This is a genomic window from Desulfoluna sp. CYM3A, from assembly GCF_056829965.1.
This window is the reverse complement of record NZ_CP186556.1, coordinates 324,476-345,677: the sequence shown is the minus strand read 5'-3', so window position 1 is coordinate 345,677 and position 21,202 is coordinate 324,476. Positions and strand designations below refer to the sequence as shown.

At 60.3% G+C, this 21,202-nt stretch carries 19 protein-coding genes and 2 pseudogenes; 7 read left to right on the top strand and 14 right to left on the bottom strand.

The window, feature by feature from the left end:
• Positions 1-11: 11 nt before the first annotated feature.
• The 3 genes from ACOYW1_RS01840 to ACOYW1_RS01830 form a co-directional block, all read right to left on the bottom strand.
• A complete protein-coding gene (locus ACOYW1_RS01840; protein WP_482421448.1) occupies positions 12-1,379 on the bottom strand; it encodes a diguanylate cyclase domain-containing protein in 1,368 nt (455 codons plus the stop codon).
• Positions 1,380-1,751: 372 nt separating this feature from the next.
• Complete coding sequence (locus ACOYW1_RS01835) at positions 1,752-2,072, bottom strand: ArsR/SmtB family transcription factor (protein ID WP_482414951.1); 321 nt, start codon at positions 2,070-2,072, stop codon at positions 1,752-1,754.
• Between the two features lie 627 nt (positions 2,073-2,699).
• A complete protein-coding gene (locus ACOYW1_RS01830) occupies positions 2,700-3,479 on the bottom strand; it encodes an acyl-CoA dehydrogenase family protein (protein ID WP_482421447.1) in 780 nt (259 codons plus the stop codon).
• 470 nt (positions 3,480-3,949) lie between these two features.
• On the opposite strand from ACOYW1_RS01830, the gene ACOYW1_RS01825 reads away from it, so the two are divergent.
• The 3 genes and pseudogenes from ACOYW1_RS01825 to ACOYW1_RS01815 all read left to right on the top strand — a co-directional run bounded on the left by ACOYW1_RS01825 (position 3,950) and on the right by ACOYW1_RS01815 (position 6,976).
• Positions 3,950-4,420: a CHASE4 domain-containing protein gene (locus ACOYW1_RS01825; protein ID WP_482421446.1), complete on the top strand. Its 471-nt coding sequence runs from the start codon at positions 3,950-3,952 to the stop codon at positions 4,418-4,420.
• Positions 4,421-4,496: 76 nt separating this feature from the next.
• Positions 4,497-5,456, top strand: a pseudogene (locus ACOYW1_RS01820) (PAS domain S-box protein); the annotation flags it as partial.
• Positions 5,457-5,656: 200 nt separating this feature from the next.
• Positions 5,657-6,976, top strand: a complete 1,320-nt coding sequence (locus tag ACOYW1_RS01815) for a putative bifunctional diguanylate cyclase/phosphodiesterase (protein WP_482421445.1) — start codon at positions 5,657-5,659, stop codon at positions 6,974-6,976.
• On the opposite strand, the gene ACOYW1_RS01810 is transcribed toward ACOYW1_RS01815, so the two are convergent.
• The 7 genes from ACOYW1_RS01810 to ACOYW1_RS01780 all read right to left on the bottom strand — a co-directional run bounded on the left by ACOYW1_RS01810 (position 6,973) and on the right by ACOYW1_RS01780 (position 11,050).
• Positions 6,973-7,731, bottom strand: coding sequence for an acyl-[acyl-carrier-protein] thioesterase (locus ACOYW1_RS01810; RefSeq protein WP_482421444.1), 759 nt, complete (start codon positions 7,729-7,731; stop codon positions 6,973-6,975). The two genes, ACOYW1_RS01815 and ACOYW1_RS01810, sit on opposite strands and share 4 nt — an antisense overlap.
• A complete protein-coding gene (locus ACOYW1_RS01805) occupies positions 7,728-8,132 on the bottom strand; it encodes a hypothetical protein (RefSeq protein WP_482421443.1) in 405 nt (134 codons plus the stop codon). Before ACOYW1_RS01805 ends, ACOYW1_RS01810 begins: the two co-directional genes overlap by 4 nt.
• Positions 8,133-8,255: 123 nt before the next feature.
• A complete protein-coding gene (locus tag ACOYW1_RS01800) occupies positions 8,256-8,798 on the bottom strand; it encodes a hypothetical protein (protein ID WP_482421442.1) in 543 nt (180 codons plus the stop codon).
• A 19-nt stretch (positions 8,799-8,817) separates the two neighbouring features.
• The gene (locus ACOYW1_RS01795; protein ID WP_482421441.1) at positions 8,818-9,048 is read right to left on the bottom strand and encodes a hypothetical protein; all 231 of its coding nucleotides are present in this window, start codon (positions 9,046-9,048) and stop codon (positions 8,818-8,820) included.
• Positions 9,049-9,114: 66 nt separating this feature from the next.
• Positions 9,115-9,303 (bottom strand): hypothetical protein, encoded by a 189-nt coding sequence (locus ACOYW1_RS01790; protein ID WP_482421440.1) that lies wholly within the window; start codon positions 9,301-9,303, stop codon positions 9,115-9,117.
• 296 nt (positions 9,304-9,599) lie between these two features.
• Complete coding sequence (locus ACOYW1_RS01785; RefSeq protein WP_482421439.1) at positions 9,600-10,193, bottom strand: TetR/AcrR family transcriptional regulator; 594 nt, start codon at positions 10,191-10,193, stop codon at positions 9,600-9,602.
• Positions 10,194-10,699: 506 nt separating this feature from the next.
• Entirely contained in the window at positions 10,700-11,050 is a 351-nt protein-coding gene (locus ACOYW1_RS01780; protein WP_482414946.1) for a cupin domain-containing protein, read from the bottom strand.
• Between the two features lie 128 nt (positions 11,051-11,178).
• Between ACOYW1_RS01780 and ACOYW1_RS01775 the strand changes: the two genes are divergently transcribed.
• A complete protein-coding gene (locus ACOYW1_RS01775) occupies positions 11,179-12,705 on the top strand; it encodes a B12-binding domain-containing radical SAM protein (RefSeq protein ID WP_482421438.1) in 1,527 nt (508 codons plus the stop codon).
• Between the two features lie 306 nt (positions 12,706-13,011).
• Here ACOYW1_RS01775 and ACOYW1_RS01770 read toward each other — a convergent pair whose 3' ends face one another.
• Complete coding sequence (locus ACOYW1_RS01770; protein WP_482421437.1) at positions 13,012-14,793, bottom strand: sigma-54-dependent transcriptional regulator; 1,782 nt, start codon at positions 14,791-14,793, stop codon at positions 13,012-13,014.
• 523 nt (positions 14,794-15,316) lie between these two features.
• On the opposite strand from ACOYW1_RS01770, the gene ACOYW1_RS01765 reads away from it, so the two are divergent.
• From ACOYW1_RS01765 to ACOYW1_RS01755, 3 genes are all read left to right on the top strand, one after another.
• Positions 15,317-17,194 carry an MFS transporter gene (locus ACOYW1_RS01765; RefSeq protein ID WP_482421436.1) on the top strand — a complete coding sequence of 626 codons (1,878 nt, stop codon included), beginning with the start codon at positions 15,317-15,319 and terminating at the stop codon, positions 17,192-17,194.
• A gap of 139 nt (positions 17,195-17,333) precedes the next feature.
• Positions 17,334-17,930, top strand: coding sequence for a DUF21 domain-containing protein (locus ACOYW1_RS01760; RefSeq protein WP_482421435.1), 597 nt, complete (start codon positions 17,334-17,336; stop codon positions 17,928-17,930).
• 28 nt (positions 17,931-17,958) lie between these two features.
• Positions 17,959-18,348: a hypothetical protein gene (locus ACOYW1_RS01755; RefSeq protein WP_482421434.1), complete on the top strand. Its 390-nt coding sequence runs from the start codon at positions 17,959-17,961 to the stop codon at positions 18,346-18,348.
• Between the two features lie 335 nt (positions 18,349-18,683).
• Here ACOYW1_RS01755 and ACOYW1_RS01750 read toward each other — a convergent pair whose 3' ends face one another.
• From ACOYW1_RS01750 to ACOYW1_RS01740, 3 genes and pseudogenes are all read right to left on the bottom strand, one after another.
• Complete coding sequence (locus ACOYW1_RS01750; protein ID WP_482421433.1) at positions 18,684-20,438, bottom strand: flotillin family protein; 1,755 nt, start codon at positions 20,436-20,438, stop codon at positions 18,684-18,686.
• Between the two features lie 59 nt (positions 20,439-20,497).
• Positions 20,498-20,806: an OB-fold-containig protein gene (locus tag ACOYW1_RS01745; RefSeq protein ID WP_482421432.1), complete on the bottom strand. Its 309-nt coding sequence runs from the start codon at positions 20,804-20,806 to the stop codon at positions 20,498-20,500.
• 91 nt (positions 20,807-20,897) lie between these two features.
• A pseudogene (locus ACOYW1_RS01740) lies at positions 20,898-21,155 on the bottom strand (YqiJ family protein); the annotation flags it as partial.
• Positions 21,156-21,202 lie beyond the last annotated feature (47 nt).

Below are 21,202 nucleotides of genomic sequence, written 5' to 3'. Positions count from 1 at the left end.
AAAGGGGCAGATCAGGCCTCGGTCTGTCCCTCGGTGGCAAGGAAGGGCTCCCCTTTTCTCAAGGAGAGGTCCAGATCCGCTTCCCGGATGAGAATCTCCGAGGTCACGCCCTGGGACGGGAAGAGGCTCACCCCTACCCGCGCGTCAATGGAGACATCCCCTCTGCCCGCAAGGGTGTAGGGCCTCACCAGGCTTTCCGTCAATTCATCTGCTTTTGCATTGGCCTGCTCACGCGTTCGAACCGTCTCAACCACCACCACGAATTCATCGCCCGCCATGCGGCATACCAGCGCCTCGTCCGAAGCCACCTCCTTAAGCCGCTCCGCCGCATCCCTCATGACCCGATCTCCCGCCTTGTGGCCGTAAGCTTCGTTGATGGGCTTGAAGCGGTCCAGGTCGATATAGAAAAGGGCAAAGGGTTCATCCTTGTACAGATTGACGGTGATCAGCTGCTTGATGTAGGCCTCGAAATACCGGATATTGGGCAACCCGGTAATGGGGTCGTGGTGGGCCAGGTAACGGATCCTGGAAAGGGAGGAGAGAAGGGCGTACAACATGGCCGTGATGACCAGGGAGAGCCCAAGCCCGGAGGCACGGAGGAATCCCTCGGCTTTGTAGACAACGGCGCCCCGGTAAGGCGCCGCCGCCAGGAGCCATGTCCCCACCGGAAGAGAAATGGGAAGCTGGACCGCGTCACTGCGTTCAAACAGGGCCGGGTCCCCGTAAAACACCTTTCCCTGGGCGCCCATGCCGTCTTTTCCCCTCAGGGCATACACCAGGGAACCGGCATCCATGAGCCCGCTGGCCGCATAAAGGGAGTCCACATCCATCACCATGCTGGAGATTCCCCAATACGAGTTGTCCCCGTCGGTGAGATAAATGGGGCTCCTGCTGATGATGGCCCGCCCCCCCTGCACCAGTTCCACGGGACCTGCCACCACGGTCCGCCGGGTGTCTATGGCCCGCTCCACCATGGGCCACTGGGCCGCGCTCTCCCTGTAACGAAAGCCCAAAGCCGCTTCGTTCCCCTCCAGGGGGTAGATGTGGGTGATGACGTTGTCCCTGGCCAGGCCGAGATTGCGGATATGGGGGGTCCTTCGGATCAGGCGACGGGCAATGACCTCAAAGGTCTCGGGCTGCACCTCCGGGTTGGTGGCCACGTAGATCACCAGCCCCAGGTTCAGGTTCAGGGTGGTGTTGATCTCAGACTCCAGAAGGGTTCGAACCCGGCCGGCCTCCTTGATCAAGGCCTCCCGTTCCCGGGCCTGCCAGCGATCCTTTCCAAGGTAAACCAGGCACTCGCTGCCCCCTGCAAGAAGCAAAAAACACAGCAAAGAGACCCCTGCAATGAACACGCGGCTGTCTGTGAATCGTTTCACAACACCTCCCCCTCACGGATGACCCCACCCTGCGTATTCCGGTGGACGATTCAATGATTTCGTTACACGATACGACATATCGCGACGAAAAAACGGATTGATCGTTTAATCATATCGTGTCGGCAGGTTCATGACAAGGACAGGGGCGGCCGCAGCCCCCGGGTTGTGACGAACGCTATCCAGCGGCAGAGATGCCAAGTCTCCCATGCCCAACCGTCTGTCAACACGGAACGGTAGCGGGCCATGGCAGAAGGGCCATTGGGCAACATCCTGGATGGTGGGTCCTTGAAAGGGATAAGGGGGGGACAGAGACGTGATCATCGTACCGAGCCCCGGCTACACCATGGACATAACGGGTATCCACCGACTCGTTTATACGGCTTCCGGGCTCAGGCAGGCGGAGCGGATATACGAAGCCAGGGAGTCAATGGCCGACACCTCGGCATGGCAATACAGGGTGCGGCTGTTCCGCTCCTGGCGCAGAAGGCCTGCAGATATGAGGCGTGCAATGTGGTGGGACAAGGTCGAAGGCGGTACTCCCAGGGCTTTCTGAACCTGCCCCACCGGCACGCCTTCCGGCCCTTCGTTGACAAGATACCGAATGATGGCAAGACGTGTTCCGTTGCCCAGTTCGGCAAGACGCTTGGCTGCCACGTCATGTTCCGTGAGCACGCTATGTGCGTTGAGTTCCATGCTCCCCCCTGTGATTAAAAAAACCTCTCCTTGCATGTTTGATGACGTCCATTCAGGGCGCTTCTCGCTGCGGTCGCCCCCGGCCCTCCGAGCGAAACCTGCCCTGTCATTAACCATGTTCCCGCTAAGTTATCATTGTTTACACTTCAAGCATAGACCAGGTCAAGCAATTAAAAAAGCCGACGCCTTTCAGCCCGTCACCGTGACACAGGCATGCGTCTCCCTGTCGGAGCGTTCAAATATACTTTCTACCCGGTCAATTATAGATCAATGAACTTTTTATTCAATGATTCATTTAAAAATAGGGTTCCGCCTCTCCAGTGAGGCAGGCCCTGCCGAGCTTGACCTGTTTTGCCCTGGCGATGTTTGCGGCAATTCCCGATGTCGCAGGTGACCGGAGATGACGGCACGACTTGCCGGGTAAAGGCCGCCCGGCCTCCTCAAGGGACATCACCAGGCCTGGCAACAGCCGCCACCTGCCGGAAATGATGAGAAGGGCCGTGGTACGCGCTGCGGCAGAGCGGGCGACCTCAGCCCGCCGTCGCGGCCACGGCTCACCGCGCAATCCCTAGAGAGCCGTGGCATCGGACTCCATTTCGGCACTCTAACAGACCGCATCGTCAAACATCACCACAGCATGGCACCTGACGCAAACCACGAGGCACTGTCCACGCCAGTCATCATGGCATCTTCGAAGCGCCTGAAGGGAAGCACAAGCTCACGGTAGGCGTTTCCCGGGTTGCCCAGCACCGAGCCCGCGCCCAGGGCCACCCCGTCGAGGCGGATATTCCCGTGAAGGGAGGGCCGCAGAAAAGGCAGGGCCATGGCATCGGAGCGCTCCACACCCGGCGTGTCACCGTCCAGCAGAAAAGCACTGAACTGCTTTCGCCCCTTCTCCTCCCCGACCACGGCAACCATCACCGCAAGGCCAGCCAGGGGCCCATTGGAGATGTACGATTTCATGCCGGTGAGACGCCACCCATCGTCGACTCTCTCGGCGTAGGTGGTGAGCTTACCCGGATGGGCCCCCACCTTGGGTTCGGACACAGCAAAGGCCGAAGGGAAGCGACCTTCAGCCATGGGAGGAAGCCAGGCTGCTTTCTGGGAGTCGCTGCCCAGGGCCCCCAGCATAAAATGGGCCACCAGCTGGGAAATCATCAGGGCAAGGGGAAGCCCCAGGTTCCCCGTGGCCAGGGTGAGCCGCCGTACCATCTCGGAAATCTCCGGCCCGGCCCCACCCCTTCCACCGTAGGCCTCGGGGATGCCCACACGGCACAATCCGGCCCCGGCCGCAAGTTCCCAGAGGCGGCCGAACAGGACCTCGTCCCCAAGCCCCTCCCCATCGGCCCACAACCTGGCTGCCTGTTCTGAAAAACGCGTGATGCCCTTATCCATCCACATGGTCATGCCTTCCCCCCCGTTGCGTCATGGCGGCTCCCCCCTTTTTGCCGGAGTCCGCAGATTGATACGATATGATGATGTTGCTACATCTACTCATTACACATATGAAATAGATTCAGGGTACCTGCAACACCGCTCCTTAGCAAGGCCCATCCTCTGCTCATAGAGATGTATTTCGCCCGTTTCTCTCAAAAAAAACACCCGTATGCCAGCCGGATCGCCATTAAAATCACCAATCATCCCCGGCCCATTCGCCCCCGCGTTTCCCTTTGACCCGTGTTGCGGTTCAGGCTAAAATAAATGCCATCTCCACCAACAACATGTCTGCACACAGGTCGCTTGCGCCGTGTCCTTTTTTGGGCGCAGCGATCTCACCGCCACGCACGTCGGGGTCGAGGCCATATCGGCACATCCACTCGGCCTTCCCGGGTTCAGCCTGCGCCGTCCCTTACCCGGGATAAATCACAAGGGGCCCCATGGGTATTCGCCAGAAAACAATTCTCTCGATTCTCATCGCAGTGGTGATCTCCATCGGCCTCTTTTACCAGCTTGCCGATCGCACCATCACAACCCGCTTCAGCACCCTTGAAGAGCACAGGGCGCGTAGCCGCCTCAGCTTTGTTTTTCGTCTGTTGGACAACAGCCGAAACAACCTGCACATGCTCACCAGGGACTGGGGTTCCTGGAACGACACCTACGCCTTTATGGACCACCAGGCCCCGTGGTTCATGGAGAGCAATCTGGTGGCAGACACGTATGTGGACGCCAGCCTGTGCTACATCGGTTTTTTTCCCCTTGAAGGCGAACCGCGGTGGGAAGGCTTTTACGATCACTCAGCACAAACCATGGCGCCCCCGCCACCATTTCTGACCCGAACCATCGGCGCCCTGCTCCGGGAACTCAGGGGCCTGAGGGCGGACGCCACACTGCCCCCGGTTTGCGTTTGAGAAACCACTTCCATTCATCGCTGGCACCCCGATCCTTCGAAGCGATGAAACCGGCCCATCCCGTGGCTGGCTCATCATGGTGCAGAAGCTCAGCGACACCTTCTTTGCCGACCTTTTTCCCGAACCGGACACCAGAATCACCGTTGCCGCGCGCCCGGCCTCCACGGCGTCGGCCACCATCCGGTTCGCCTTTACGGACAACCGGTCCCACTACTTCTGCACCGGCTCTCTCCCCGGCAATACGGGCCGGGACGCCGTAACACTGACCCTGACGGGCAGCGCCACCATCGCCCTTGCCGGCAGGAACCTTGTCAATCTCACCGAAGGCGGCATCCTTTTTACCGGCCTGATGCTGAGCCTTCTCACATACCTGCTCATCCAGCGGACCCTGCTCAAACGACTCCTTTTCCTGCGCCACCAGGTGGCCCCTGTGGCGGCACCGAGGACCCCGGTAGAAAACGTCCAGCCACGTGGAAACGACGAACTCTCGGCCCTGGCCATGGATATCAATGAGGTCTTCAAGCGCATCGTGGAAGAGGAGAACCTCAACCAGAACATCCTCACCGCCCTCAATGTGGGGATCCTCATGATTGATGCCCGGTCCGACACCATCCATGAGGCCAACACCTGCATGCAGAAGATGACGGGAAAAACCCGGGAGGAGCTGGTGGGGCACCGAGCCGACGAGCTGTTCCATCTCTCGGGAAGCGGAGAACACAGGTCCGGAGGCCCTCACCAGGAAAAAGGCATTCTCCGGGGGGACTCGCCCCGCCACGTCCTTCGGGCCACCACTGCCACCAGTTACCACGGCACACCGTTGCGCATCGAAACCTTCACGGACATCCAGGCCCTGGAGTCGGCCCTGGAAGACGCCAAACGTTCCGAATCCCATTACCGCACCCTGTTTCACAACTCCGCCACCCCCAGTGTCCTCTTCTCGGCCACCGGCCACATCGCCAAGCTCAACCGGGAGTTCCTCCGGTACTCCGGAGCCGGAAGCCCCCTGGAGCTTCAGGGGCGGCACTGGTCTGAATTTCTCAACACCGAAGCCGCGAAAGGATCGAGGCCTACCTGTCGGAGAAAAAAACGGCATCTGCTTTTTGAAGACGACGTGGTGGTTTCTTCCTACTTCCACGACCTGCCGGGGGGACGCACACGGCAGCCGCATCATGCGCCTGCCGGGGACCCGAGGAACACGTCTACGGTAGCTGAACATCGCCACAAAAGGCAGAAGAGATGCTTCGCCGCCAGGCGTTCTACGACAGCCTCACGGGCCTTGCCAACCGGCGCTTCTTTGAAGAGACCCTCACCCACGCCCTGGACGTGGCCCGGCGCAAGCAGCGCCCCATCGCCCTGTTCCTCATCGACCTGGACGGTTTTAAAAGCGTCAACGACACCATGGGCCACCCCTGCGGCGACAAGCTCCTCACCCTGGTGGCCCAGCGGCTGGTAAGCACCATGCGCACCAGCGACACCGTGGCCCGCATGGGGGGCGACGAATTCATCGTCCTGTCCGAAGAGATCCGGGGCACCCAGGACATCCTTGCCATCCTCTACCGCCTGGAGGACGCCTTCGGAGCGCCCTTTGCCCTCGGCGCCACCCAACTCCACGTCACCCTGAGCATCGGGGTCTCACGATTCCCGGATGATGCGGAAGATGCAGAAACGCTCATCCGGAACGCCGACCTTGCCATGTACCGCGCCAAACAGCAGGGGGATACCTACAGCTTCTTTACCCACCGCCTGGACCGGGACGCCAGGCAAAGCTTTGAGATGGAACAGGACCTGCGCACCGCCGTGGAAAAAAAGGAGTTTTCCATGTACATCCAGCCACGGGTCGACATGGTGGATCACACCCTCCTCGGCATGGAAGGGCTCATTCGGTGGTGCCATCCCCAGAAAGGGATCTGTTCCCCGGCGGAGTTCATCCCCTGTGCCGAACGCAACGGCCTCATCGTGCCCATGGATATGTGGATGCTGGAAACCGGGTGCACCCAGGTGGCGATATGGAACAAAGAGCGCGAGGCCCTGGCCGGCAAGCCCCCGCTGCGCCTTGCCCTCAATGTCTCGGCGTGGCACTTCAGGGACAACAGGCTCCCGGACAGGGTGATGGAGATGTTGAAAAAGACGGGCTGTGAGCCCGGGTGGCTGGAACTTGAGGTGACGGAAACCGCCATCATGAAAAATCTCTCCGGGGCTGTGGCCGCCCTGGACCGGCTGCGGGCCATGGGCATCTCCATCGCCCTGGACGACTTCGGAACCGGCTACTCCTCCCTCAACTACCTTCGGAACATGCCGGTGGACACCCTGAAGATCGACCGTTCCTTTATCGCCGCCCTGGTCCCCGAAGACGAAAAAAGCCGGTTTCTCCTTGCCACCATCGTGGAGATCGGCACCCACTTCGACATCCACGTGGTGGCCGAGGGGGTGGAAGAGGAGTGGCAGCGGGCCTATCTGGAATCCATCGGCTGCCCTTCGGCCCAGGGCTACCTCTGGTCACCGCCGGTTCCCGTGCAGGAATTCCCCCACCTGAAGGACACCCTGCCGCCGGGTTAAGTTGCTGCCGGACGCGGCGGAACCACCCTGCAGGCAAGGACATCGCCTTCTTTGACCACGGCGTGCTCAAACAGGCCGGGCGTCTCCGCCCCCACTCCCACGGACCGCAGCCTCTCCCCGAACCGGACCTCACTCTTGAACTCCAGCTCCAGGCGGGCCAGCGCGCCGTTCATCAGCACCTCCGGGGGCACGCTCTCCAAAATCCACTCGGCGTAACGCACGTTGTTCACATGCCCGTTGATGTCCAGGTCCCGGAAGCCCGCCTGCCAGTGCAGTCCTTCCTCGGGTACCTCCATGGACCCGAGCCGTTCCGGCACCAGGGCCTCGTGTTCGGCCCCCAGCTCACACACAGGGACCTTCACGGGAAAGGCCGAGGTCCTCACCATCCTGCGGGTCTCAAGGCTCACCAGGGCAAAACTGCTCACGCCAGAGGCCAGGGGCCTTCCGTCATCTCCCACGGCTTTGAAAGCGCGATAGAACAGAAGGGGTCCCCTGCCGCCGTGCCAGGTGGTGATGTGCACCGACTCCCCTCGCATGGGAAGGGTCTCGAACTCTACCCGCATGCCGGCCATGACCCAGAAGAGGCCAAATTCGCCCACCCGGTCAAAGGCCCCGTGGGCCGCATCCGAGTGGCGCATGGCCCCCTCCTGAAAGTAACGCAGCATGGCCGCAGGAACCATGCGCCCCGTGGGACCGCAGTCCCACGAGGGAACCTGAAATGAGATCTCAAACCTCTTTATCTCACTGCCTGTCAAGGAATCCTCCTTACCAACTCTCGAATACGCCCGGAGGCAGATGCCTCCAGAAATTGCTCGCCCAAGACCTTTCCCATGGAAACGCTCGTCTCCCAGAAGGAGACGCGCTCGTCGTCCCGACCCGCCAGACGGTTGAAGTCACGCCTGTCCGGAATCCGCCCCAGGGGCAGGGAAGCCACAAAGGAGGGCGAAGGCGCCAGAAGCACCACATCGGACAACAGAGCCCCCCCTGCCATGCGGCTGGGACGGTTCCTGTCGAACCAGCCCAGGGTCACGTCGCTGTAAAAGTGGGGATAAAGCACAAGGCCCTTTTCCCCGTTCATAAAATCAAAGGCGGGGTGATAGTGGAACAGCCCGCCGTCCCGGTACACGCCCTTGGGCCCTCCGGGAATGTCCCGCACCCCTTCCATGATGTAGGGGATGGAACCGCTGGCCAGAAGGGCCTGCCGAAGGTTCTCCGGCGTCAGGGCCGAGGCCCCGCCCGTGAATTCACCGTTTTCCGAAAACGGCGGGGCGCGTCCCGATCAAAACAAGGTGGGACGGCACTGAGCCCGGAACAGCTCACGGGAGATCCGGTTCGCCCCCCAGGCCCCAGCAATGCCTGCGATCATGGCCAGGGGGTGGTCCGAGGCGAGGGGCCCTCGGCAGCGCACCGTGGAGAGATGCAGCCTGCAATAGGGATGGGCCAGGATCTCCTCGGCCTTACCCGGCCCCAGGCAGGTGTCCATGATGCGGTGAGCCTCGTCGCTCACCTGCCGGGGCGTCACCTTGCCCGAGTAATACTGGTGGATATAGGCCTGGGCCAGCCTGTCAAAGGCCCCTTCCGGGTCGGTGCGGGCGGCCAGGCCCGCTCCACACACCCATCGAGGTGCCCCGAACAGGTGAAGGGGCTTTGTTCGACCGTGAAACCACCGGCCGAAAATCGCCGACTCCAGCCCATGCAGCACCAGCCACTTGGCCGCCCCGGATGCCCCCACCACCATGGAGATATCGTCCGGGGAGAGCCCCTCCTCCCGGATCCGCTCATAGGCCCTGTGGCCCGCCAGAATCAACAACTCGCCTGCCATGTGTTCTCCTTTCACTTAATCATCCCATGGATGCTGCCATGGTCTCCAGCTCCTCATTGGACATGATGCCCATGGCCCCGAACTCCTCCTTGGTAAACAGCACAAATTCTCCTTCGGACGAGGCGCAGACGTCCCCCTCTTCGTCGCGGATCTCAGCCACCACCCGGGCTTTTCGCTCACTGAGCCGCTCTTTGATGATGCCGCTCAGTGCCAGGGGCGTGCCCACGCGCACGGGCTTTTTAAAGGCCACGTTCATCCCCTTGGTAAGAATGAACCGCTCGGTCAGGTGGATGGCGGTCCAGCTCGTCGTCTGGCGTCACGTGGAGAGGATCCCCCCGTGCACCAGGTTGCTCCACCCCCTGAACCGAGGCCTCACCGTCAGAAAGGAGCGAAGCTGCTCCCCGTTGGACTCAAAGCTCATCTTCAGGCCGTGGGGGTTCTCCGTCCCACAGGCAAAACACTCCCGATCCACCCCCTCAAGGGACTTCCACTGTGTCTCTGTCATTTTCTCTCTCCCAATTCCAAGTACAGATTCATCACGTTGGTTATATTCTTCAGCCGGTGCCATGGCACCGGCAGGGTTAACGCTTTAAAAACGCCTCCGGCGGCCCTTCCGGGGGCCAACCTTTTAAAAAGGTTGATAAACAGGTCTAGCCGAAATTCCCCAAAACCTTGGCGGGTGTCCTCGCCCTGAGGAACGAAGGGAGAGGACATCCGCAACCTGGGGTCCAGGGGATCATCCCCTGGCCGCCGGAGGCCTGCTTTTTGAACCGACTTTAACCATAGAAGGCTGCTTTTCCCTCACGTGGCCCCGAGAAGGAGCCTGGCCGATCGGATCATGTGGGCGCAGTGGGCATCGAAGGTCCCGGCCTTGAGGTGGTACTGGCAGAAGTAATGGGACCCCTCGGACAGAGAGATCAGCGCCTCGGTGGTGGCCGGGCCATCAACCGAATCACCCCGGCTCCCGGAACAGGCCATCTGCTTGGTGAGGTATCGCCGGTAGTTGCCGTAGAGGTTCCGTACCCGCTCCATCACCTCGGCGTCCCGCTGGCTCAGGGCCAGAAACGAAAACACCACGGAAAAACTGGCCGCCTCGTACCACTCCCGGCTCCAGATCAGCGAAAGGAGGCGCTCCAGGCGCTCTTTCGGGTCCCCGCCTTCTGGGAGCCGTGCAAACAGTGCCGCGTAGGTCCGCAACACCTCATCCACCAGGGCCATCACCATCTTCTCCTTGGAGCCAAAGTAATGAATGATGAGGCTGGCATGGACCCCGGCCTGTTTGGCCACCTTGGCCACGGAGGCGTTTTCAAACCCCTCGGCCTCGATCACCTCGTAAAACGCCTTTAAAATGGCCGGTTTTCTCTCGTCTGCACTCTGTCGTTTCCGTCCTGTCATACCCATCCTTTGCGGTGCCTTCAGCGCCGCCTGCTTATTTATTGAACATTCATTTAATAAGCAGACACACCCATCCTGTCAAGGCCAATGGCCAGGGCCAACGGCATGTAAAAAATCAGTTGCCTCCGGCGGGTCGCTTTTTGAAAAAAGCTCCGCAAAAACTTTCCGGTAGCCAAGGCACGTCTCTTCAGCCCCTGCGGGACTGAAGAGACGTGCCTTGGTAAACGACAACAACAGGGACAAAAACAGTAATGAGGCCCCAAAAAAAGCGCAACATGTTTGTCAAACGTTTCAAAAACTTGGTCCCCGTCAGGGCCACCGGGAGTTCCTGGAAACCCCATGGCGAATGCATGGAGGAAGCCATAATTTACGGGCGGAGCCCGTCAGCAAATGTGTAGGGGCTTTAGCCCCGGAGCATTTGCGAACCTGGAGGCCTGTTTTTTTCACCCATTTTAACCATAGAAGGCGAACTGAATAGTCATAAACCGCCAATACATGCGTTCCTGTCAGCTGAAATGCACCGCCACCCAGATGGTCTCCCGGTCCTCGGGAGTCCAGGTGACCCGGTGGCGGGCATGGGCCGGAATCAGGAGATGATCCCCTTCCCGGAGATGGATCTCCTCCTCGCCTTCAAAGCAGAGGCGCGCCTCGCCCTTGGCCACCATCACCCACTCGTGGGTCTCCTGGTCGTACCAGAACCCGTCCGGGGAAGCGTGGCCCTTGGAGACGATGCGCTCCACGGTGACCCCGCTGCCCGATGCAAGGGTTGTCATGAGCTCTTCGGGAAGCTCGGCCGGGATGCCCTCGAACAGGGACGCACGCACCGAGTCGCCCCCTTCTTTTCGTTGCCTGTTCATTGTTTCTCCGTAAATTGTTTCCAGCCATCAGCCGGCTGTGTTATGACCCCATCGGAATTTTACCATGCCCGGACAGGTTCCACCCTTTTCCGGGCCCTTGCAACCTTTTTCAACGGATGAACCGGCCAGTGACACATTCCCGAGGCACCACCCCACCCGACATGCTCTTTATCTATCCCCCCGCAGCCAAGATCAGCGAGCCCCCGGCGGGCATCGCCCGGCTTGCCGGGGCCCTGAAGCACCACGGGGTTGCCGTGAAATCCGTGGACATGAGCCTGGAAGGCTTCATGTACCTCTTTGACAGCGCCTCGGAAGCCCACGACAAATGGAGCACCCGGGCCCTGAACCGAAAAGAGCGAAACCTTGGGCTGCTCACCTCCGGGCAGGGGTACGAAAACATCGACCGCTACCGCAACGCGGTGCTGGACACCAACCGGGTGCTAAAGGTGGCCTCGGAAGGCACCGGTGCCCTGGCCTCCATGGCCAACTACAAAAGCGACACCCTTTCGCCGGTAAAAAGCGAAGATCTCCTCCAGGCCGCCCGGAAGCCCGAACAAACCTACTTTCCCTACTTCAAGGCGCGGTTCAAGGAACTCGAAGAAGAGTGCGGGGGCCTCACCACCGTGGGCATCTCCATGAATTACCTCAACCAGGCCCTCACCACCTTTGCCATCATCGGTCACCTCAAAGCCGCCTATCCCCACGTCCGTATCGTCCTGGGGGGCGGCCTGGTCACCTCATGGATGCGCATGCCCTCATGGGAAAATCCCTTTAAACACCTGGTGGACGAGATGATCGCAGGGGAAGGCGAACACCCGCTCCTCAGGCTCTTCGGCAAAGAGCCCGACCAGAAGCACTACCTGCCCGACTACGACGATTTCAAGGACCTCCCCTACCTGGCCCCGGGGTTTGTCCTCCCCTTCTGCGCCGCAGGGGATGTCGGTGGCGGAGCCACCTTCTGCCCAGTGGCGGCAAACCCCTACACCCCGGTGGAGACCACCACCGCCGTCGCCCACCTCAACACCCTGGTGGAGGCCCTCAAACCCGCCCTGGTCCACATCGTGGACAACTCCGTGGGACCGGCCTTTCTGAAAAAGCTCTTTGCCAGCGGGTTCAACACCCCCTGGTACGCCTTTGCCCGGGTCACCCCCCACCTTACCGACGAAGCGTTCTGCAGGGACCTTAAAGCCTCGGGGTGCCGCATGCTCAAACTCGGCATCGAATCCGGCGATCCCGCGGTCCTGTCGGACATGAACAAAGGGGTGCCCCCGGAGATGGTCTCCCGCGCCCTTGCCACCCTGCGCAAGGTGGGCATCAACACCTACGTCTACCTCCTCTTCGGCACCCCCACGGAGACCGAAGCCGCCGCCCGAAAAACCCTGGACTTCGTGGCCCACCACCACGAGGCCATCGGCTTTCTCAACCTCTCGGTCTTTAATCTCCCCTACTTTGCCCCCGAAGCAAAGACCCTCAACACCAGCACCTTCTACGACGGCGACCTCTCCCTCTACAGTGAATTCAACCACCCCCTGGGCTGGAACCGCTCCCTCATCCGCCACTTCCTCGAAAAAGAGTTCAAAAAACACCCCCGCATCGCCCCCATCGTCCACCGCGACCCCCCGGTGTTCAACTCCAATCACGCTGCCTTTTTTTAAAAAGCACGCCTCCGGCGGGCAGGGGCTACAGCCCCAGGTTCGCGACGCTCCGGCCTTCGTCCCTCAGGCCGCTCGCATTCGCTAACGGGCTGCGCCCGTAACCAGCGGTATGAGAATATTTATCTTCACGGGTTTTCTCGCGCCAGGGATCTGCCTGGGAGTGTGGGTTGCAAGGCTCCGCCTTGCGGGGCGGGGAATAGCCGATTTATGGGCAAAATGTACAGGATGACGGAACCTCAATCATGGAGGCAGAGCCTGGGACTGAAAGGTACTCTGGTCCGGAGGCTTGCCCCTTACACTCGGTACTCAACACGGGCGAAGCCCGTCAGGGAATGTGATGAGCCTGGAACCAAGGGTAACAGCCCCATGATGTCGAGGTAATGCACTTAAATCGGCAGTAGCCAACTGGCAACAACGTATCCTGAGACCTCCAAGCTTGTGAGCCAGCCCGCATAAACCATCAACGTTTGCGTCGGGCGAAGCCCGAGCCAAGGCCCTCTCCTGCGCGTTGCCCTTCGTTCCTCTGGGCAACGCGCAAGGGCTATATGCTTTCGAGGTGTTTTCGCTATCGTGGCTTCGCCACCCTCGCCGCCGGAGGCATGCTTTTTCCATATAGAAGGCATTTTTACTCCCACGCAAGAACCCGTCGATGTGTTTTTTGGCGGTGCGGCGGTCGAGGCCGGTTTTGCGGGCCACTTCGCCGATGTTGTGGCAGCCGCTCCAGAGGTGGTGGCAGTAGGCCTGGAGGAGTTCGGTGGCGGTGAGGCGGCCCTGGGCCATGGCCTGCGCAAAATCGGGGGTTTCGGCTTCGGGGGCCTGGGTGGTGTAGCGACGCTTGAGGAGGATGCGGCGGACGCATTGGGCCAGTTCGCGGACGTTTCCGGGCCAGGGGTAGCCTGTGCCGGGGTCTTTCTGGATGGTGGCGGTGACCATGGCGGCAAGGTCCGGGGCGGGTTTTCCGATGATGCGGGCAACGGTGAAGTCCACCAGGGCCTTGAGTTCGTCCGGGGATTCCCGGAGCCGGGTGCGTAAAGGGGGCATGACAATGAGGTCCGAGCAGAGGCGGTAGAAAAAATCGTCTCGCATGCGGCCTGTGGCGGTGAGCTCTGCTGCCGGACGGTTGGTGGCGGCGATTATGCGGCCGGAAAAGCGCTTTTCCGTGCGGCTGCCCACCGGGCTGTAGGTGCGCTCTTCCAGCACTTTTAACAGCTTGATCTGGAGGCCCGGGCTCACCTCGCCGATTTCGTCTAAGAAGATGGCCCCGTGGGGGCTGCATCCGGCAAAAAGCCCCTCGTGGTCCTTGACCGCGCCGGTGAAGGAGCCCTTGGTGTGACCGAAGAGTTCGGACTCCACCAGGGTTTCTGAAAACTGGGAGAGATTCACCGAGACAAAGGAGGCCGCAAAGCTCTCGGTAAAACGCATGGTCACAGGATCAAAAGGAATAAACCCGGACCTGCCGATGGCCTGGGCCGCGCTGCCTTTGCCGGTGCCGGTCTCTCCCAGAAGCAGGGTGGAGAAATCCTCCATGCGGTTAACCAGCCAGGACTCGTAAAGATCGATGTCGCTGGTGAAGACGTTGTTCCACAGATCCTCCCGCAGGGCCACCATGGAGGGGCTCAGACCGGGAAGCCCCCGGTCGATGAAGAAAAACGCCCGCCGGATCTGGAAACTCAAGGCAAAAAAACGCAGGGCCTCGGCCTCGGTGAACCCCGAGGAGACGAGCTCCTTCAGGGCATCGGCTGCAAAGGACACGGGAAGCACCCGCGCCCCTTCCGCGGACTGGGCAAGGATATGGGCGTCAAAGGCCCCCATGTGGCGGTGGAACAGGGCAAAGAGGTGGGCATACTTCAAAAGCTCTTGATCGGCATGGTCATACCCTGAAAGATCCCCCCGGCCCCCGGCCTTCATCTCAGCCATGCGATGGTCCACGTCCGCGATGGTGCGGGCCAGGGCATCGTCCTCGCCGCCGTAAACCCCTGCAATGCGGCGGTTGATGGCCTGGCGCTCCTCGCTGAAGGGGTTGGCCCGCACCGCATCACGCACCAGGGAAAAAAAGGTTCTCTCATCTTCAGTCAAGCGATGGGCCATCGACGGATACCTCCGTTCAGATGGTGCCTTCTTATGGGCAAGGCCAGTTCAAAAAGCGTGCCTCCGGCGGCGAGGTGGAGCCACCTCGAAAGCTGATTGCCCTTGCGCTTTGTCCCTCGTTCCTCGGGCCAAAGCGCAAGGGCCTTGGCTGCTCGCCCGACATGGACGCTGATGGTTTATGCGAGCTGGCTCACAAGCTTCGATACAACAGGATACGTTGTCGCTACCTGTCCATTGCGGGTTGATTTAACCCAGCTGCCTCAGGTGGAGACTCAAAATGACAACTCAAAACCTGTTTGTCATTTTTTGTATACACACATATCATAAATTCACAAGCCCCAACACCACATCCAGACACCAAGCAGACTCATGACAGCCCTTACCGCCGAAAATCAAGCCGTTACCAAAACACGGTAACTTTGGCACGGCTTTTGATATACATGTCCCCAAGAAAAAAACACCCGGCGAAGATCCACTCGCTATGGTATGCATAGTCAACCGTTACGAACCCCAAGGAGCCCCCATGACAACCCATGAGCACAGCCCGTTGAGCCTTCTGAAGGCACCCCGCTTCGCCCCCTTTTTCTGGACCCAGTTTGCAGGGGCCTTTAACGACAACATCTTTAAAAACGTCCTCATGCTGCTGCTGGCCTTTCGCGCGGCCCAGCCGGGCCAGACCGATATTCTCATGAACCTGGCCGCAGGGCTTTTTATCCTTCCCTTCTTTCTCTTCTCCTCCCTGGCCGGCCAGATCGCCGACAAGTTTGAAAAGGGTCGCCTCATCCGCATGATCAAGGTGGCGGAAATCGGCATCATGTGCGCGGGGGCCGCGGCCCTCATGCTGGGCAGCACCGCCTCCCTTCTGGCCCTGCTCTTTCTCATGGGAACCCAGTCCGCCTTTTTCGGGCCGGTAAAATACAGCATCATGCCCCAGCACCTGGATCCGTCCGAGATCGTGGGGGGAAATGCCCTTGTTGAAATGGGAACCTTTGTGGCCATCCTGGCCGGTACCATCGCAGGGGGGCTTTTGATCCAGCTTCCCAGCGCTTACGCCGCCCTGGCCGTTGTGGTCACGGCCGTTGCCGGGTGGCTCGCCAGCCGCAAAATCCCCAAGGCCCCTGCCGCCAGCCCGGAGCTTGCCATCAACTGGAACATCTTCAGCCAGACCCTCCGCACCCTGGGATACGCAAAAAAAGAGAAGGTCGTGTTTCTTTCGGTTCTGGGCATCTCCTGGTTCTGGTTTCTGGGGGCCTGCTACGTCACCCAGATTCCGGGCTACACCAAAAACGTCCTGCACAGCACCGAAGGGGTGGCCACCCTGCTCCTGGCCATGTTCTCCATCGGCATCGGCGCAGGCTCCATGCTCTGCGAGTACCTCTCCGGCAAGAAGGTGGAGTACGGCCTGGTGCCCATCGGCTCCCTGGGCCTCAGCCTTTTCGGCATCCACCTGGCCGCTGCGGGCAGCCTGCCCGTGCCAGAGGTACCCCACACCCTCATGGGATTCCTCGGCGCAGAAGGGAGTTTTCCCATCCTCCTCGACCTGGTTCTCATCGGCATCTTCGGCGGGCTCTACATCGTGCCCCTGTTTGCCATTGTCCAGACCCGGAGCGAGGAGAGCCACCGATCCCGCGTCATCGCGGCCAACAACATCTTAAACGCCCTGTTCATGGTAGGGGCCGCCATCCTGGGCGGGGTCTTCCTTGGTCCCATGGGCCTCTCCATCCCGGCCCTGTTTCTCACCATCACCCTCATGAACATCGCCGTGGCCGTCTACATCTACACCCTGGTGCCCGAGTTCACCATGCGCTGCCTGGTCTGGGTTATTACCCACCTGTTTTACCGCATCCATCACGAGCACCTGGACAAGATCCCTGCCGAAGGCCCGGCGGTCATCGTCTGCAACCACGTGAGCTACATGGACGCCCTCATCATCGGGAGCTGCTGCAGGCGCCCGGTGCGCTTTGTCATGGACAAGGGCATCTTCAACATCCCGGTCCTCAACTTTATCTTCCGCACGGGAAAGACCATCCCCATCACGGCCAAGCGCAAAGACCCGGAGGTGTACGAGGCAGCGTTTCAGCGCATCGCAGAAGAGCTGGAAGACGGCCAGGTGGTCTGCATCTTCCCGGAAGGCAAGCTCACCCGCAACGGCGAGATCGACACCTTTAAAAGCGGCATTGAAAAGATCATCAACCGCACCCCGGCCCCGGTGATCCCAACGGCCCTCAAAGGCCTGTGGGGCAGTTTTTTCAGCCACAAGGACGGCACGGCCCTTGCCAAGCGCCCCAGGCGGCTCTACTCCAAGATCCACTACACCGTGGGGGATGCTGTGACACCGGAAGAGGTCAGCGCAGGGGGCCTGCACAGCCTGGTCTCGGAATTGCGCGGCGATCACGCCTGATCGACGGAATCCTCTGGAAGATTCCGTTGAAATATGTTTTGCTTAAAGGTATCGGAGGCAGGCACGCCCGCGGTCCGTTTGGGGCCGTCGGGTGCCCCTGGCCTCCACAACCCATCAACGAGAGGTAAAGACCCCACCCATGATTGAAGGCATAACCTGGGCGGGCATTGTGTTTTGTATTACACAGTCCGCCATCTTTTCCGGCCTGAACCTGGCCTTTTTCAGCATCAGTAAACTCCGACTGGAAGTAGAGGCCACCCAAGGCAACATCTATGCAGCCCGGGTCATCAAGATCCGCAAGGACTCCAACTTCCTTCTCACCACCATCCTCTGGGGCAACGTTGGCATCAACGTGCTCCTGGCCCTTTTGGCCAATTCCGTCATGGCGGGCGTCACCGCCTTTCTCTTCTCCACGGTACTCATCACCTTTCTGGGAGAGATCATCCCCCAGGCCTATTTTTCACGGCACGCCCTGAAAATGGCTTACGGGTTCACCCCCCTGCTCCGGATCTATCAGTGCCTCCTCTTTGTGGTGGCCAAGCCCACGGCCATCATGCTGGACCAGTGGCTGGGCAAGGAGTCCTTCCACTTCATGCGTGAACGGGACATGCAGCAGCTCATCACCATGCACATGAAGTCCGACCAGTCGGACATCGACGCCGTGGAGGGCAAGGGTGCCATCAACTTCCTGAATCTCGACGACATCCCCCTTAGCAAAAGAGGTTGCATGACCTGAGCATCAATCACCTCCCCTCAAAAACAACGTGCCCTGCTTCCCCCCTGCGGGTACCCCGGCCTTTGAGGAGTTCATCAACCAGATCCAGTCCTCGGGTAAGAAGTGGACCATCCTCATCGACGACATGGGCTATCCCGGCTTTGCCCTGAACTCCGACAGCTTTCTCAGAAGCGTCCTCTTTGACACCGCGCCCATCCATCCCATGGCCCACTGCCACCGCCCCATCATCACGGCGGACGCCACAACCCCCCTGGGCTCGGTGCTCCCCAAGCTGAAGGTCCACCCGGAGCGGTCCGACGACGACGTCATCGACGACGACCTGATCATTTTATGGGGAAAAACAAAGAAAGTGGTGACCGGTGCGGATATTCTGGGAAGGCTCTTGCGGGGCATTGCGGAGCGGCCAAAGATGACCTAGGGGTTTCCCAAGCCGAAATATAACGATTCTTCTCAAAATGCCTCCGGCGGCCCTGCCGGGGGCCAAACTTTTGAAAAGTTTGACAAACAGGTTTCAAAAACAGATCAGGTAAACTGAATCAATGACGTACATCCTTTTCCCCGAGGTATCCGCATAGGCCGATGTTTTTGTGCCCCCACCTGGCGGCCGGAGGCTGTTTTTTTAAGCGGAATAATTCCAAAAAAAATGCCGCTGCCCCTTAACCCGAGGTACAAGGGCTAAGGGGCAGCGGCAACCAGCTTTTGAGGTGTCTCACCTCGCTGCCGGGGGCATTGCTTGTGTATGTTTTTCCGGCCTTAGTTCTCTGTTTCGGCGGTTGCGGCGTCGTTGCCCAGCAGCTCCCGGGTCAGACCGTTGATGTCGTTGCCCTTGAGGCCGATATCGGCCAGCAGGGAGTCCACCAGGGGGGCCTGGCCGCGGTAGCGCAGGGCGCTGTTCACCAGCTGGTCGGACAGGCTCGCGTCCCCTGAGGCCGCTGCGGCGCTGCCGTTTGCAGACGCCCCGTTGAGACCGTCCACCTGGATGATCTTGATGCCGTCGATGTTCTCCATGGGCTTGACGCTCTCCCGGATAATCTCGGGGAGGTACTTGATGAGGGCCATGCGGATCTGCATGGCAACCTGGGCTTCGGACAGGGTGTTGTCCGCGTCGTTCAGGGCCCGCTTGCCCTCGGCTTCCACGGCGTAGCTGCGCTCTTCGGCGTCGGCCTTGAGGATCTCAGCGTCGGCGGCGGCCTTGGCTTCGATCATGAGCTTGTCGGCTTCGGCGGTGGCTGCGATGCGAATGGCCTCGGCCTCGTCTTCGGCGGCAAGTTTCTGGGTCTCGGCGGCCACCTTGATCTTGATGGCGTCTTTCTGGGCGGCCTTTTCCGCTTCGATGAGTTCCACGAGCTTGTCTCGCTCGGCAACCTGGCTCTCACGGACGGTGACCACGCTCTCTTCCTCTTTAACGGCCATGGCCCGCGCCTTGTCCGCCTCGGCCTGGGCTTCGGACTTGGCCTTGGATTTTTCGGCGATGGCGATGGAGCGATCCTGCTCGGCCAGTTCAACGGCTTTTTCCTGCTCGATCTTGGCCGTCTCCAGGACCTTCTCCTTGGCAATGTCCTTTTCGCGTACCTGACGCTCCTTGTCGATCTTGCCCTCTTCCACGGCACGATCCGCTTCGATGGTGGCCATGTCCACCTTCTGCTTGGCCTCGATCTTGGCCTCTTCGGCGTCACGCTGTTTCTGGGCGCGCTCCCGGGCGATTTCCGCGGCCTGGTCTGCCTTGCGGATCTCGATCTCCCGCTCCTGCTTGAGGCGGGCGTACTCCTCTTCCCTCTGGATCTCCAGCTGCAGCTTTTCCGTTTCCAGGTTCTTGTTGGAGATGGAGACCTCGGTGTCCTGCTCGATGGCGTTACGCTTCATGCGGCGCACCTGGATCTCTTCGGTAAGCTTGGTGAGACCCTCGGCGTCAAAGGCGTTGTCCGGGTTGAAAAACTCCTTGCCGGTCTGGTCCAGGCCGGTGAGGGAGACGGTTTCGAGCTCCAGGCCGTTACGGAAGCCCTTGTCGACCACCTGCTGCACCTTCTGCACGAAATCCACTCGCTTTTCATGGAGTTCGGTCATGGTCATCTCGGCTGCAACGGACCGAAGGGCGTCCACGAACTTGCCCTCCACCAGTTCCTTCAACTCGTCCGGGTTCATGGTCTTCATACCCAGGGTCTGGGCCGAGTTGGCGATGGACTCCTCCGAGGGCTTCACCCGCACGTAGAATTCGGCCATGACGTCCACACGCATGCGGTCCATGGTGATGAGGGCCTGGGTCTCGGCGCGGCGCACCTCAAGGCGCAGGGTGTTCATGTTCACGGGGATCACCTCGTGAAGCACCGGCAGCACCAGGGCCCCGCCGTTCATAATGACCCGCTGGCCGCCGAAGCCTGTCCTTACAAAGGACGTCTCCTTGGACGAGCGGGTATACAGCTTGGAAAAAATAACGCCCACACACAGCAAAGATATGAAAACAATACCAGCAATAATCAACATACTGCCCATTCCTCCCATCTCAATCATGCATTTCTCCTCGTTTAATTCGGCTGTACCCATGGCACAAGCCACACACACGTATACGTTTAGTCTTCAAGTTCTTCACAGGTATTTAAAATAGCGCGAAACACTGCGCCCTTCTGCTCCACGATCAACACCGCATCTCCCTGCTCCAGGGCCTGGCCCTCCTCATCGGGTTCTACCATGATGTAATGGGTGGTGCCGTAGCGGTCTTTCAATTTTGCCTGGGCAGGGCTCGATACCTCGGCACGGCCCAGGGTGATCCGGGCCACCTTGCCGATGTAGCTCTTCTCCGAGATCACCTCGGTCTCGTCCCTGGGAAGAAACCGCGCGCAGGTGCGGCCAAACACCTTCACCACGGGAAGGGTCCCCAAAAGGGCCCCCACCGCCGCCAGGACAGAGGGCAGATAGCCCCCGGTCAGCGTCTCGGCCGCGGACTGGATGCCAGGCCCAGGAGAAGGAGGTCAGCGAGACCACCAGCAGGATGAGAAACGGCACCCCGCGAATCTGAAGCCACCCCAGAAACCGGGTAAGGCCGGAATCGGCCACGTCCGGGGCGTCTATATCCACGGAGGCATCCACGTCCGGGAACAGGCTGTCCAGAAGATCGGAGATACCGAATCCCAGCAAAATCCCTACCCCTTCCATCACGGAGATACACAGCATCACCCCAAGGGCGACGGTGAACGGAAGGTTGGCGGGATGCAGGATCAGCTTAACCATGGGCGCCCTCACCCTTGAAGGCGGCCAGACGCTCCCTCACGCGGTTG

Bases quoted from the DNA above. Each gene is read 5' to 3' on its own strand.
- ACOYW1_RS01835 (WP_482414951.1), bottom strand. From the start codon at position 2,072: ATGGAACTCAACGCACATAGCGTGCTCACGGAACATGACGTGGCAGCC.
- ACOYW1_RS01830 (WP_482421447.1), bottom strand. From the start codon at position 3,479: ATGACCATGTGGATGGATAAGGGCATCACGCGTTTTTCAGAACAGGCA.
- ACOYW1_RS01825 (WP_482421446.1), top strand. From the start codon at position 3,950: ATGGGTATTCGCCAGAAAACAATTCTCTCGATTCTCATCGCAGTGGTG.
- ACOYW1_RS01815 (WP_482421445.1), top strand. From the start codon at position 5,657: ATGCTTCGCCGCCAGGCGTTCTACGACAGCCTCACGGGCCTTGCCAAC.
- ACOYW1_RS01800 (WP_482421442.1), bottom strand. From the start codon at position 8,798: ATGGCAGGCGAGTTGTTGATTCTGGCGGGCCACAGGGCCTATGAGCGG.
- ACOYW1_RS01790 (WP_482421440.1), bottom strand. From the start codon at position 9,303: ATGACAGAGACACAGTGGAAGTCCCTTGAGGGGGTGGATCGGGAGTGT.
- ACOYW1_RS01785 (WP_482421439.1), bottom strand. From the start codon at position 10,193: ATGACAGGACGGAAACGACAGAGTGCAGACGAGAGAAAACCGGCCATT.
- ACOYW1_RS01780 (WP_482414946.1), bottom strand. From the start codon at position 11,050: ATGAACAGGCAACGAAAAGAAGGGGGCGACTCGGTGCGTGCGTCCCTG.
- ACOYW1_RS01770 (WP_482421437.1), bottom strand. From the start codon at position 14,793: ATGGCCCATCGCTTGACTGAAGATGAGAGAACCTTTTTTTCCCTGGTG.
- ACOYW1_RS01765 (WP_482421436.1), top strand. From the start codon at position 15,317: ATGACAACCCATGAGCACAGCCCGTTGAGCCTTCTGAAGGCACCCCGC.
- ACOYW1_RS01760 (WP_482421435.1), top strand. From the start codon at position 17,334: ATGATTGAAGGCATAACCTGGGCGGGCATTGTGTTTTGTATTACACAG.
- ACOYW1_RS01750 (WP_482421433.1), bottom strand. From the start codon at position 20,438: ATGATTGAGATGGGAGGAATGGGCAGTATGTTGATTATTGCTGGTATT.